This window comes from Streptomyces sp. NRRL WC-3626 (assembly GCF_000718785.1).
In the GTDB taxonomy this organism is placed as follows: domain Bacteria; phylum Actinomycetota; class Actinomycetes; order Streptomycetales; family Streptomycetaceae; genus Streptomyces; species Streptomyces edwardsiae.
On record NZ_JOCA01000001.1, the window covers coordinates 271,555 to 284,673 of the forward strand.

Annotated in this window: 11 protein-coding genes; 4 read left to right on the plus strand and 7 right to left on the minus strand. The window is 74.1% G+C overall.

Annotation, left to right across the window (positions count from 1 at the left end; genetic code table 11):
* Positions 1–156 precede the first annotated feature (156 nt).
* Positions 157–2,490, plus strand: a complete 2,334-nt coding sequence (gene treY, locus IF28_RS0101220; RefSeq protein WP_030212446.1) for a malto-oligosyltrehalose synthase — start codon at positions 157–159, stop codon at positions 2,488–2,490.
* Positions 2,491–2,859: 369 nt separating this feature from the next.
* Here the strand turns inward: treY and IF28_RS0101225 are convergent, their stop codons facing one another.
* Both IF28_RS0101225 and IF28_RS0101230 read right to left on the minus strand, forming a co-directional pair.
* Positions 2,860–3,258, minus strand: coding sequence for an SSI family serine proteinase inhibitor (locus IF28_RS0101225; RefSeq protein ID WP_234324824.1), 399 nt, complete (start codon positions 3,256–3,258; stop codon positions 2,860–2,862).
* A gap of 11 nt (positions 3,259–3,269) precedes the next feature.
* Entirely contained in the window at positions 3,270–4,526 is a 1,257-nt protein-coding gene (locus IF28_RS0101230) for a M14 family zinc carboxypeptidase (protein ID WP_234324837.1), read from the minus strand.
* Here IF28_RS0101230 and IF28_RS39640 point away from each other — a divergent pair.
* Complete coding sequence (locus tag IF28_RS39640; protein ID WP_234324825.1) at positions 4,467–4,628, plus strand: hypothetical protein; 162 nt, start codon at positions 4,467–4,469, stop codon at positions 4,626–4,628. The genes IF28_RS0101230 and IF28_RS39640 overlap by 60 nt on opposite strands.
* Positions 4,629–4,739: 111 nt before the next feature.
* Here the strand turns inward: IF28_RS39640 and IF28_RS0101240 are convergent, their stop codons facing one another.
* Positions 4,740–5,291 carry a DUF1707 and FHA domain-containing protein gene (locus tag IF28_RS0101240; RefSeq protein ID WP_030212460.1) on the minus strand — a complete coding sequence of 184 codons (552 nt, stop codon included), beginning with the start codon at positions 5,289–5,291 and terminating at the stop codon, positions 4,740–4,742.
* A 174-nt stretch (positions 5,292–5,465) separates the two neighbouring features.
* On the opposite strand from IF28_RS0101240, the gene treZ reads away from it, so the two are divergent.
* A complete protein-coding gene (treZ, locus tag IF28_RS0101245; RefSeq protein WP_030212461.1) occupies positions 5,466–7,211 on the plus strand; it encodes a malto-oligosyltrehalose trehalohydrolase in 1,746 nt (581 codons plus the stop codon).
* A gap of 85 nt (positions 7,212–7,296) precedes the next feature.
* On the opposite strand, the gene IF28_RS0101250 is transcribed toward treZ, so the two are convergent.
* Positions 7,297–8,238, minus strand: coding sequence for an aminoglycoside phosphotransferase family protein (locus tag IF28_RS0101250; RefSeq protein WP_030212462.1), 942 nt, complete (start codon positions 8,236–8,238; stop codon positions 7,297–7,299).
* A 50-nt stretch (positions 8,239–8,288) separates the two neighbouring features.
* Positions 8,289–9,416 (minus strand): aminopeptidase P family protein, encoded by a 1,128-nt coding sequence (locus IF28_RS0101255; RefSeq protein ID WP_030212468.1) that lies wholly within the window; start codon positions 9,414–9,416, stop codon positions 8,289–8,291.
* A gap of 190 nt (positions 9,417–9,606) precedes the next feature.
* On the opposite strand from IF28_RS0101255, the gene IF28_RS0101260 reads away from it, so the two are divergent.
* On the plus strand, positions 9,607–10,362 hold the full coding sequence (locus IF28_RS0101260) for a metallophosphoesterase (RefSeq protein ID WP_030212471.1): 756 nt from the start codon (positions 9,607–9,609) through the stop codon (positions 10,360–10,362).
* Here IF28_RS0101260 and IF28_RS0101265 read toward each other — a convergent pair.
* Positions 10,355–10,909 (minus strand): PDZ domain-containing protein, encoded by a 555-nt coding sequence (locus IF28_RS0101265; RefSeq protein ID WP_030212473.1) that lies wholly within the window; start codon positions 10,907–10,909, stop codon positions 10,355–10,357. The genes IF28_RS0101260 and IF28_RS0101265 overlap by 8 nt on opposite strands.
* Positions 10,910–10,949: 40 nt before the next feature.
* A complete protein-coding gene (cyc2, locus tag IF28_RS0101270; RefSeq protein WP_030212475.1) occupies positions 10,950–13,109 on the minus strand; it encodes a germacradienol/geosmin synthase Cyc2 in 2,160 nt (719 codons plus the stop codon).
* Positions 13,110–13,119: the final 10 nt, after the last annotated feature.

A 13,119-nucleotide genomic window follows, 5' to 3' on the forward strand; every position in this document is an offset into this window, starting at 1 on the left:
CCCCGCCGCCCCTTCCCGTCCCGAAACCGGGGCTCGGCCCCAGACCCCGCTCCTCAAACGCCGGAGGGGCTGGATTCAGCCCCTCCGGCGTTTGAGGAGCGGGGGTCCGGGGGCAGCGCCCCCGGCCAACCCGCACCCCCCGACGGAGGACTCCCCATGACCCCGCCCACGGCCACCTACCGCCTGCAGCTGCACCCCGGCTTCCCGTTCCGCGCCGCCGCCGACGCCGTCCCCCACCTCGCCGGCCTCGGCGTGTCCCACCTCCACCTCTCCCCCGTCCTCGAAGCCGTCCCCGGCTCACAGCACGGCTACGACGTCACCGACCCCACACGCGTACGCGAAGAACTCGGCGGCGAACAAGGGCTGCGCGACCTCGCCCGTACCGCGCGAGGACACGGCCTCGAACTGGTCGTGGACATCGTCCCCAACCACATGGCGATGTCCCCCCGCCACAACCCCGCCCTGTGGGAGGTGCTCCGCGACGGCCCCGCCTCCCCCCACGCACGCTGGTTCGACATCGACTGGGAGGCCCAGCACGGCCAGGTCCTCCTCCCGGTCCTCGGCGGGCCGCTGGGCCAGGAGGCCGAACACCTCGAACCCGACGGCGACGTACTCCGCTACTACGACCACGTCTTCCCCCTGCGCGAGGGCACGGCAGCACTTCCGCTCCCGGCGCTCCTCGACGCCCAGTGGTACCGCCCGGTGTGGTGGCGCCTGGCCCGCACCGAGCTGAACTACCGCCGCTTCTTCAGCATCTCCGAGCTGATCGGCGTACGCGTCGAGGACCCCGAGGTGTTCGAGGCCACGCACGCCAAGATCCTCGAGCTGCTGAGGGAGGGCGTGATCGACGGGCTGCGTGTCGACCACCCCGACGGGCTCGCCGACCCCGAGGGCTATCTGCGGCGGCTGCACGACGCCACGGGCGGCCGGTGGACGGTGGTGGAGAAAATCCTCTCCGACGGGGAAGCGCTGCCCGCCTCCTGGCCGGTGGCCGGCACCACCGGCTACGACGCCCTGCGGCACGTGGACGGCCTGTTCACGGATCCGGCGGGGTTCGGTCGACTGCTGTCCCACTACCGCCGGTTCGCCGCCCCGCAGACGGACCGGGGTGGCGACTGGGACGCGACGGTGCGGCGGGCCGCGTACAAGGTGCTGACGCACGAACTGGCCGCCGAGGTGGACCGGCTGACCCGGGTCGCGGACCGGCTGTGCGCGACCTCGCCGGAACCCGCCCTGCGCGACCGCGCGCCCTGGGCGCTGCGCACCGCCCTCCAGGAACTGCTGGTCCGGCTGCGCGTGTACCGCCCCTACGGCACCGCCGACGCGGCCGCCGTCGTCACCGAGGAGGCCGCGGCCGAGGCCCGGCGCGCCTTCGCCGTCCCGGAGGAGGCCGGGGCGGTGGACGTCGTACGGGATCTGGCGCTCGGACGGTACGGGGACGGGCCGGCGCATGTGGAGTTCCGTACGCGGTTCGCGCAGACCGCGTCGGCGCTGCGCGCCAAGTCCGTGGAGGACACGGCCTTCTACCGCTATGTGCCGCTGCTGTCGGCGACGGAGGTGGGCGGGAACCCCGGTGATCCGGCGGTGTCCCCGGAGCGGTTCCACGCGTACTGCGCGCGCGTGCAGCGCGACTGGCCGTCGACGGGGACCGTCGTCTCGACGCACGACACCAAGCGCAGTGCGGATGTGCGGGCGGCCCTGCATGTGCTCACCGAGTGCCCGGAGCGGTGGGCGGACCTCCTGGCCGAGGTGACGCACAGCGGCGAGGATGTGCCGGACGCGCAGCTGGCGTGGGCGGCCTGGCAGACGGTGTTCGGGCTCGGGGCGGTGGAGGACGCGGAGGAGAGGGTGCGGGGCGCGCTGCTGAAGCATGTGCGTGAGGCGGGGCTGTACACGAGCTGGACGGAGCAGGAGGCGCCGTACGAGGAGGCGGTGGCGCGGTTCGTGGCGGCGGGGCCGTGTGGGGTGCCGGGGGAAGGGGTGGCGGAGTTCCGGGGCTCGGTGGAGGCGCATGTCTGCGCCAATGTGCTGGGGATGGCGCTGGTGCAGCTGATGATGCCGGGGGTGCCGGATGTCTATCAGGGGGCGGAGCGTGAGTTCCGGGCGCTGGTCGATCCGGACAATCGGCGGGGGGTGCGGTTCGGGGAGGGCGGGGGTGTGAAGGAGAGGGTGACGCGGGGGGCGTTGCGGTTGCGGGCCCGGCGGGCGGATGTGTTCGGGGCGGCGGGGTCGTACGAGCCGCTCGCCGCGGATGGGCCCGGGGCGGCGCACTGTCTGGCGTTCGCGCGGTCGGGTGAGGTGGTTGTCGCGGTGACTCGGCTGTCGTTGCGGCTGGCCGAGGCGGGGGGCTGGCGGGGGACTCGACTGGTGTTGCCTGCGGGACGGTGGGTGGATGTACTGGAGGGAGGGCGGGTGTTCGGTGGGGATACGCCTGTGGCGTCGTTGTTCGGGGGCTTGCCGGTGGCGTTGCTGGAGCGGGTCGGGGACTGAGCCCGGCGTTGGGGCTGGGCGGGGGGTGTTGCGCGGCCCGGCGTTCACGGGGTGCCGCTGCGCCCACCCGTGCCGCCATAGCGGCACGACTGCCCGCAGCGACGCGGCACGGGCGGACGCGGTCACGCGGCACGGACACCCGCAGCAACGCAGCGCAGGTGCCCGCCGTCACGCGGCGCGGAACGCCCGCAGCGACGCGGCACGGGCGGACGCGGTCACGCGGCGCGGAACGCCCGCAGCGACGCGGCACGGGCGGACGCCGTCACGCGGCGTGGACGCCCGCAGCGACGCGGCACGGGCGGACGCCGTCACGCGGCGTGGGCGCCCGCAGTTGGGCGGGCAGGCGCTCTTGGTGGTGGGCGTGGGGGGCTATGTCTCGTCCAGGGTGAAGAGCGCGCCCGTTTGGGCTGTCATCGTGCAGGGGTTGGGGAAGGTGTGGGTGTAGGTGATCGGCTGGCCCTGCCATTGGCCCGTCGCCTGGGCGGTTACGGGGGCGTAGAGCATGGGGCAGATGGCGTTCTCCCTGGGCGGGATGTCGGGGATCTGGCCGTTCGCCCTGATCAGGTCGGCGCAGGCTTCGGCCGCGTGGCGGTGGCCGCGGGGCGGGTCGCAGCGGAGCGTCGTGCCGTTCTGGGCCGTGGACGGAGTCTCGCCCTGGGTCACCGTGAGCAGCAGCCAGCTGTCCTCGCCGGAGGCGTCCGGCCGCGCGGGTGCCGCGCACGCGAGCAGGACGAGGGCGGCGAGCAGTCCCGCCCGTACGGTTCTCACCGAGGTGTGTGTCATTCCCGATGCATCGGCACGGCGGTCCCCGGACCCCACCCCGGCTCACCCGAACGGAAGGGTCCGCGGCCGGCCAGCTCGAACGCGGCGAGGACGACGCGCGCCTGGTACTCGGCCTGGCGTGCGACCGTGATCCAGCGCGCCCCGAACCCGTCCCGGCAGTCGGCGCACCGCGCGTCGATGAGCCGGTCCAGCTCGGGCAGTGCCCCGCCGGGGTCGCGTCCGGCCCGGGTCACCAGCTGGTGCAGCAGTCCCGCCGTACGCAGGGCGAGCCGCCGCCCGGCGAGGCGCAGCGCGGCGAGGCCGGCGGTGGTCATGGACGGCAGCGGATGTGCAGAATCGTTACCCCAGTCGGGGTCCCACGCGTTGGCGAGCCCGGGACAGACCAGGAGATAGTCGTCGACCGGGGCGAGCAGCCGCTCCGCGTCGGGGACGCCGGCGAGATACGGCCGGATACGGGCGGTCAGGCCCGTCAGCAGCAGGGTGTCCTGGCGCAGGGTGCGGCTGACGGACCGCAGCTCCGCCTCCGCGTCGGGGTGCGGGGAGCCGTCCCCCACGGCCGCCACGCCCCACATGGGGGCCTCGACGACCGCGGTGACGGTGCCGTACCGGTGCGGGTGGAACCACGTCGACTCGACGGCGGCCTCGGTGATGGCGGCAGCGAGGTCGCGGCGGTGCGGGGGCGGGATGCCGTAGACGGCGGGACCGAGACGGGGCCAGTACAGGGCGTCGTAGGCGCCGAGTTCGCGTGGGACGCCGAGACGGGTGGCGATGGTCGCCACCCGCCGGTCCAGGCCCGGCAGGTCGCGGGTGAGTTCGACGAAGCCGCCGCCGATGTCGACGCCGTGCAGGGAGCACTGGAGGAAGGGCCGCAGTTCGTCCTGGAGGGCGAGCAGGGTGCGGGTCTCGGGCAGCGCGGCCGCGGCGGCGCCGTCGGGCAGCCATTCGGGCTGCTCCAGGAAGCCGGGCCGGAAGAAGTTCCGGAAGTGCCGGCCGAGCGTGTACGGGCCGGTGAGCCAGCGCTCGTTGCGGCGCAGTCCGTCGGGGTCGAGGCAGAGCAGCAGGTTCCAGGTGGCGTCGGCGCCCTCGGTGAGCCGGGGGTCGGCCAGGGCGCGCTCGGCCAGGCGCAGCACGGTGGCGCCGCCCATGGGCTCGTTGGCGTGCGGTCCGGCGACCACGAGAGCCTGGCGGCTGCCGTGGCCGACGCTGAGCAGCCACAGGGGGATGCCCGCGCGGGAGACGCCGACGCGGCGCAGCCGGGCGTCGCGGGGGTGGCGGGCGACGAGGGCGGCGGCCCGCGCGCCCAGTTCGTCGACGGTCGGGTAGCGCAGGAGGGGCGGCAGGGCACACCTCCGTGAAGTGGCGCCGTCGCATCACCGGGAGTGCGTGGCGTACGCACAGTCAGTCACGACTTCGGGGGTACGTCAACACCGCCGCGGCCATGGGGACTTGCCCGGGGTCCGGCGGGGTCAGTGCGTGGCGAGCCGGTAGGTGATCCGGCCGAAGCCGATCTGGTCGCCCTCGCGGACGACGGCCGCGCCGACCACGCGACGCCCGTTCACCGTGGTGCCGTTGGTGGAGCCGAGGTCGCGAAGCACCCAGAGGCCGCCCTGGTGGCGGAGTTCGGCGTGCACGCGGGAGACCGTCTCATGGCTGATCCGCAGCCCGCTGCCGGGGTCGCGGCCTATCCGCAGGGGGTGGCCGGACGCCGGAAGCGGCAGCAGCAGTTTGGGGAGCTTCTCGGCCTGCCAGGCGCGGCGCAGCCGTACGGTGAATCCGGAGACGGCGGCCACGCCGCCGAACACCAGGCGCGAGAGGCGGCTCTCCTGCGGGAGGTCGGCGGTGAGCGCGGCGAGTTCGTCGGAACCGCGTGCCGCGAGGGCGAGTTCCATGCGCCGGACGAAGGTGTCGTGCGACAGGCGGCCCATGGCGACGCCGTCCCGCAGCACGCTCAGCGCTTTGTCGCGCTCCGCGTCGGAGAGCCGCGCGGGGTACGTGTGGAACTCGAAGGACGACGTCACACCGCTGATTGTCGGTCAGTGACGGCCGGGCTGTCCAGAAAGCGGGGAAACGGTCACCGTGCGCGCGTGCCGGGCGACACCTGCCGCAAAAGGGCGGATCCCCCGGCGAATTGATCTCCCATGGCGCACGATGGACGCGCTACCTCACAGTGAGCAGACGAAGGGGAACCGTCCGTGCAGTTCGAGGTGTGGGCACCGCAGGCCGGCCGAGTGACGCTCCGGTGCGAGGACGTCACGCGCGGGTTGGAGCGCGATCCGGAGCGGGAGGGGTGGTGGCGGGGGGAGGCCGGGGCGCGCGACGGCTCCCGGTACGGCTTCGCGCTGGACGACGGCCCCGTCCTGCCCGATCCGCGCTCGCGCCGCCAGCCGGACGGGCCGGACGGACTCAGCGCGGTCGTCGACCAGGACCGGTTCGAGTGGCGTACGGAGTGGGCGGGGCGTCCGCTGCCCGGCGCGGTGCTGTACGAGCTGCACGTGGGCACGTACACGCGCGAGGGCACCTTCGACGCGGCGGCCGAACGGCTCGGTCATCTCACGGACCTGGGTGTGACGCATGTGGAGCTGATGCCGGTGTGCCCGTTCCCGGGTACGCACGGCTGGGGGTACGAGGGGGTGTCGCTGTGGGCGGTGCACGAGCCGTACGGCGGCCCCGAGGGCCTGAAACGCTTCGTCGACCGGGCGCACGCGCTCGGGCTGGGTGTCGTACTGGACGTCGTGCACAACCATCTGGGGCCGTCCGGGAATTACCTGCCGCAATTCGGGCCGTACTTCACGGACACGCATCACACGCCGTGGGGCGCGGCCGTCAATCTGGACGCGCCCGGCTCGGACGAGGTGCGCGCCTTCCTCGTGGACAGCGCGCTGGCGTGGCTGCGGGACTACCGGATCGACGGGCTGCGGCTGGACGCGGTGCACGCGCTGGTGGACACGCGCGCGTGCCACTTCCTGGAGGAACTGTCCGGGGCCGTGGACGCCCTCGCCGCCGACACCGGCCGGCCGCTGTTCCTGATCGCCGAGTCGGATCTCAACGACCCCCGGCTGATCACGCCTCGCGCGCAGGGCGGTCTCGGACTGCACGCGCAGTGGAACGACGATTTCCATCACGCGCTGCACACCGCGCTGACGGGGGAGGGACAGGGCTACTACGCCGACTTCGCGCGTGACCCGTTCGCGGCCCTCGCCAAGACGCTCACCGGCGGGTTCTTCCACGACGGCACGTATTCCGGCTTCCGGGGCCAGCACCACGGCCGCCCGCTGGACCTGGACCGGATGGCCGGGCACCGGCTGCTCGGCTACAGCCAGACCCACGACCAGATCGGCAACCGCGCCCGCGGCGACCGGCTGGCCGCGCTGGTCTCCCCCGGGCTGCTGGCCTGCGCGGCGGCCCTGACGCTGACCGCTCCGTTCACGCCGATGCTGTTCATGGGCGAGGAGTGGGCGGCGGGCACGCCCTGGCAGTTCTTCACCGACCACACGGACCCGGAGCTGGCGAAGGCGGTGAGCGCCGGCAGGCGGCGGGAGTTCGCCGCGCACGGCTGGGCCGAGCGGGACGTGCCGGATCCGCAGGACCCCGCCACCCGCGACCGCTCCTGCCTGGACTGGTCGGAGCAGGAGCGCGAGCCGCACGCGCGCGTACTGTCCTGGTACCGGGACCTGATCGCCCTGCGCCGCGAGCAGCCGGACCTCACCGACCCCGACCTCGCCGACACCAAGGTCGCCCACGACCAGGAGCACCGCTGGCTGGCCTTCCGCCGGGGCGACGTCCGGGTGGCCGTCAACCTCGGCAAGGAACCGGCGGCGATCCCCCTGGGCATCACCGACGCGCGCGTACTGGCGGCTTGGGAGCCCGTGGAGCCCCCGGGCGCGGACGGGGTGCTGCGGCTGCCCGCGGAGTCGGCGGTGGTACTGCTGCGGGCGTAGGCGGCCGCGGGGCCGCTCCCCGGCGGGCGCGCCCGGTCACTGCGGCCGCCGCGCGGACGGGGTACCGCCGCGCGAGGGCGGGCGGCTACGGGGCCTCGTCGCCCCCGCCGAGGTCGCTCACGCGTTCCAGCATGATCGGTTCCCAGGCGTGGCGCAGCCGGGTACGCAGGGTGAGCGGCGGGGTGGCCCTGCCCCCGGTGAGGGTGTCGGCGAGGTGGAGGACGGCGTCGCAGCGGGCCAGCCACAGGCCGCGCAGGCAGGGGCGGGCGCCGTAGCCGGCCAGGGTGGCCGCGCGTACGGCGGCCGGGGCGCCGACGGCGAGCGCGAGGCCCGCGATGTCCTCGGCGGGGTCGCCGACCACCGCCGTCTCCCAGCCGAGGACACCCCGTACGCGCCCGTCCGCGCCGACCACGAGGTGCCCGCCGGTGAGGGCGTGGTGGACGAGGACGGCCGTACCGGGCTGGCAGGCGAGCTGGACCGCGGCGGGCGGGGTGAGCCGGTTCAGCCGGACCGGGTCGAACTCGTCGGCGGCCGCGAGGCGTTCCGCGGCCTCCGCGGCGGCCCGGCGCAGGGCCTCCAGGGAGCGCGGGGGGACGCGTGGCACGCCGAGCGTCTCCGCCTGCCGTACCGGCACCTCCCGCAGCCCCGCGAGCAGCCCGGCCAGGTCGGCCTCGCCGACGGCCGACACGGTGTGCTCCTCCCCCGTCCCGCCGGCCAGCCGGGTCTCCAGGGCGCAGAACAGGCCGGGCGCCCACTCGCCGTGTGCCACGGCGGACGGCAGCGCGACCGGGAGGTGGGGGCGTACGAGGTCGCGCAGCCGCAGTTCGCGGCGCCGGAGCGTGCCGGTCTCACGGTCCGGGGCGAGGCGCAGCACATGGCGGGTGCCGACCCACCAGGTGGCGCGCTCCGCGCCTTCGGCGACGGGCCGGACGTCGGGCCCCGCACCGCCGCCGCCGTCGTCGTCGCTCAGCAGGGTGCGGGCCAGCCGGCGGACGGTGTCCGCGGTGGGGGTCGGTGCCTGGGTCATGGGCGCGCCGTTGCCGTTCGGGGAGGCGGTCGGGGGACGTGGGGAACCGTTCAGTCCACTATGACCATCTCCCGCTCGGTGTTGTTCAGCCGCCGGCCGCCGTCCTCGGTCACGGTCACGATGTCCTCGATGCGCACACCGAACCGGCCGGGCAGATAGACGCCCGGTTCGACGGAGAAGCACATGCCGGGGACGAGGGGCCGCTCCTCGCCCTCGATCATGTACGGCGGTTCGTGCGTGGTGACGCCGATGCCGTGGCCGGTGCGGTGGATGAAGTACTCCCCGTACCCGGCGTCGGCGATCACCGCGCGGGCGGCCCGGTCGACCTCCTGACAGGCGACGCCCGGCCGTACCGCGAGGAAGCCGGCCTCCTGCGCCTCGCGCACGAGGCCGTGCACCCGGCGCTCCTCGTCGGTGGGTTCGCCGACGTGGACGGTGCGGGAGGTGTCGGAGCCGTAGCCGTCCTTGAGGCCGCCGAAGTCGAGGACGACCATGTCGCCGCGTTCGATGACGCGGTCGCCGATCTCGTGGTGCGGGTTGGCGCCGTTGGGGCCGGAGGCGACGATCGTGAAGTCGACCTGGGAGTGTCCGAAGCGGCGCAGCAGGGCGGCGAGATCGGCGGCGACGTCGGTCTCGCGGCGGCCGGCGAAGGCGACCTGCCTGATCTCCTCGAAGGCGGCGTCGGCGGCGGCCCCCGCGGCGGCCAGGAGCTCCAGCTCGGCGGCGTCCTTGACGGCGCGCAGCATGGGCAGGGCCTCGGTGAGGGAGGCGTACGAGGTGCCGGGCAGGGCTGCCTGCAGGCCGAGCAGATGCATGGCCCAGGCGTTGTCGCTGATGCCGAACCGGCCGTTCGCGTCCAGCAGGGCGGCGGTGGCCGCGTAGGGGTCCTTGCCGTCGGTCCAGTCGCGCAGGGTGAGGGCGGAGGCGCCGAGGGCGCGTTCGGCGTCGGGGGCCTCCAGGGTGGGGACGACGAGCACCGGGTCGCGGCCGGCGGCCAGGACCAGCAGGGTGAGCCGCTCCGTGGCGGCGGTGGGGGTGTAGCCGGTGAGCCACACCAGGTCGGGGCCGGGTGCCACCAGCAGTCCGGCGAGCCCGGCGTCGGCGGCCTGCCGCACCGCGCGCTCCATGCGGGCCCTGTAGTCGTCGGCGGTGAAGGACGCGGACGCGGCGCCGGTCATACGAGGGCCTCCCAGGGCGGACGTCAGGTTACGGGCAGCATCCTGCCCGCCGGACGGGGGTGGCGCGAGCCGGTTGCCGGTGTTCGCCCGGCGGACCACCGACGCTAATGCCAGATCATTGCGCTGCCATTAGAACTAATGGTTTGATCACACTGAACCGTTAACAGGGACATCGGGGAGGCATACGACCATGCTCGTACTCGCGCACATCAGCGATCTGCATCTGGACGGCACCGCGCGGGCGACGGAACGTGCCCGGCGGGTACGGGACCGGCTGTGGGAGCTGCCGGCCGCGCCGGACGCGCTGCTGGTGACCGGCGACATCGCGGACCACGGCGCCGAGTCCGAGTACGAGGAGGCCGCCCGTCTGCTGGGACTGCGCGACGGCACCGCCCCGTTCCCGGTGCTGACGTGTCCGGGCAACCACGACAGCCGGGCCCCGTACCGCAAGGCCCTGCTGGGTGAGCCGGCCGCCGACGGGCCGGTCAACAGCGTGCGTGTACTGGACGGCGGCGCGGTGCTGATGTGCGACTCCAGCATTCCGGGCCGCGACGACGGGGACCTGGACGAGGAGACCTGCGCCTGGATCGAGTCGGTGCTCGACGGACTCGACGACGGCCTTCCGGCCCTGCTCGCCTTCCACCACCCGCCGGTGCCGCTGCACCACCCCCTGCCCGACTCCTACCCCCTGCGCTCCCCCGACCGGCTGGCCGCCCTGCTGGCCCGCCGCCCCCGGATCGCCGGGCTGATCACCGGTCACGCCCACACCCCGGCCGCGACCACCTTCGCGGGCCGGCCGGTGCTGGTGGGACCGGGCGTGACCTGGACGCTGCGACTGCCCTGGGAGGGCGAGCAGATCGCGGACCGGGACGCCCCGGTCGGCCTCGCCTTCCACATCCTGGACGACGAGGGCCGGCTGACGACCCACTTCCGGGTGGTCACGTGACGATGCCGGGGACGGCCGTCAGCTGCCGGTGGCCGCCGCCTCGATGGCGCACCGTCAGTCTCACCTCGTCACCCGGCCGGGAGCGGGCGACGGCCCGTGCCAGGTCGGCGGCGGAGTCGACCCGGGTGGCGCCGAAGGCGAGGAGGACGTCGCCGCGCACCAGGCCGGCCGAGAAGCCGGGCCCGGGGATGTGCACTGCGACGACCAGTGCTCCGGGTCTCCTGTCGTCGGCGACCTCCACACCGAGCCGGGTGACGGGCGCGGACGGCGCGGCGGACCGCGCCACCGGTGCGGCCATGGGCATCTCCCCCGCCTGCCGCCTCAGCTCGGTCGGCCCGCCCGCGCCGACGACCGTGACCCCCACCGCCCCCAGCCCGGCCCCGGACAGCACCAGCAGCACCCCGGCCAGCACCCTCAGCAGCACGGCCGGCAGCCGCCGCCCGCGCCGCCGGGCGGGCGGGCCGGAGCCCGGCCCGCCGCCGGGCCCCTCGCCCCTGCCGGCCCCGTCGCCGGGCATCGGCCGGGGCCGCAACGCGGTCTGTTCCATGGTTGCCTCCGCCTCCGGTACGGGCTGGTCGGGTCGGGTGTCAGACCAGCACGGGCCGGGCCGGTACGCGGTCCGGCGCGAAGCCGTGGACCCGGCCGGACAGGTATTCGTCCTTGTACCGGTCGACGCTGCGGTGCCAGTTGAGGATGCCCGCCATCCAGTTCCGCAGGTCCGCCACATAGCCCCGCATGATCGCCCGCGCCTCGTCCGACAGCTGGAAGTCGTCGTACACGACAGGCAGTTCGTGCTCCACCACGTGCTCGAACTGGCGCATGCGCTGGTTCATCAGGTCCTGCACCACGGGCAGCGCGGTCGGATAGTCGACGCCGAAGAAGCTCTGCACGACCAGGACCGCGTTGTGGACCTCGCCCTCGAACTCGATCTCCTTCTGGTAGGAGAAGACGTCGTTGAGGAGGCAGGCGTAGTCGATCGCCGCGTTCTCCAGGGAGCGGACGGGCCCGCTGCGGTAGACCTCCGGCGGCACCGCGGGACCGTGCCCGGCGCGGCACAGCCCGAGCGTGAGGTCGGAGCCGAAGGTGGCGCGCCGCATCTCCAGATAGTCCACGGGGTCCGGGACGCGGTGCTGGATCTGGTTGGACAGCTCCCACACCCAGGACTCGGTCATGACGTCGACGGCCGCCCTGAGGGGCCGGCGTTCGTCGGGTGTCATACCGGCCGTGGTGCGCCCCCACAGGTCGATCAGGGACCGCTCCATGGCGTTGACGGGCGGCGGCGCGACCTCCTCGGTGCCGAGGGGCATGCACGCCGACAGACGGGCCGTGGTCAGCCGGGCGGCGGCCAGATCGCGGCGGTGGCCGTAGACGAGCGGGTAGTAGTCGTCGCCGTAGGTGCCGAAGGCGAGCCAGTCGGAGGCGAGGTCGAGCTGCTCCTGGGTGGCGTCCGGGTCGAGGCCCGCCGCGCACAGGGCGAGGTCGCAGCTCTCCAGCTTGTCCTCGTCCCAGACGCCCTCGCCGAGGATGCCCATCCGCCGCGACCACTCCAGCAGATGCCGCCGCGCGCCGTCGAGGGCGGGGCTGAGCTCCAGCGGGAACGGCATCCGGATGTCGGGGATGACCGACGGGCCGACCTTCTGGTACGGCACGTGTGTGTGGGCGCGCAGCCGCTCGGCGCCCGCCGTGGCGAGGAGCGCGCCGACGTCGGCGGCCGATGTGCCGGGGCCGGACGGGGACTGCCAGGGGGAGGCGGAACGCGCGCCCTCGTTCATGTAGCGGCTGGAGCGCAGATGCCATTCGTGGCCGCCGGACTGCCAGTCCTGAAGTCCCTTGGTGTACGCCGCGATCGCCGCGGTCCGGTCCGGGGTGAGTCCGTTCTCCAGCGCGACGGCGGGCACTTCGGTGAACGCGGTGTGCTCGAACTGGTGGAGCCGTGAGGTGAGGACGTCATTGACGATGTCGGCGGCCTCCTGGGTGGTGCAGCCGAAGAAGGTCTCCAGGACGAGGACGCCGTTGCTGAGTTCGCCCTCGTCCTCGACCTCGCGCTGGTAGGAGAACAGGTCGTTGCGCAGGTGGACGGCGTCGGAGAAGGTCTCCATCAGCACCCTGAGCGGCCTGGTCCCGGCGACGGCGGCGGGGACCTCGGCGGTCGCGTACTCCACGAGTCCGGCCGACCAGGGGGCGCCGCCCACCTTGCGGCGCATCTCGATGTATTCGACGGGGTTGGCGATCCGCCCCTCGTTGATGTTGGACAGCTCCCACATCGACTCGTTGAGGAGGTGCTCGGTGGCGACGGCGAACCGGCGGCGCCAGTCGGCGGACATCGCCGGCACGGTGCGGGCCCACAGGTCGGCGAGGCCCGCCTCGACCGGGTTCCGCGGCTCGGGGACGCCGGCCGCCGGGTCGAGCGGCATGAACAGCGGCAGCCGGTCCAGATGGGCCTTGCCGGCGGCGCGGTCCTGGCTGCGCTTGAACTTCTCCAGGAAGTGGTCGTCGAAGAAGAAGACCCACACGTACCAGTCGGTGATGAGGGAGAGGGCGGGCCCGTCGCAGTCGGGGTGGGTGTAGGCACAGAGCAGGCCGTAGTCGTGCGCGTCGAGGTCGGCCTGCTCCCAGACCCCGCTGCCCTCCAGCATGCCCATCTCACGCGCCCACTCGGTCGAATGGGCGCGCGCCTCGTCGACATGCGGGTTGAGTCGCGCGGGGTGCGGCAGGTAGAAGTGCGGGAGTTCGAACGGCTGCGTCATGGCCGGGGGC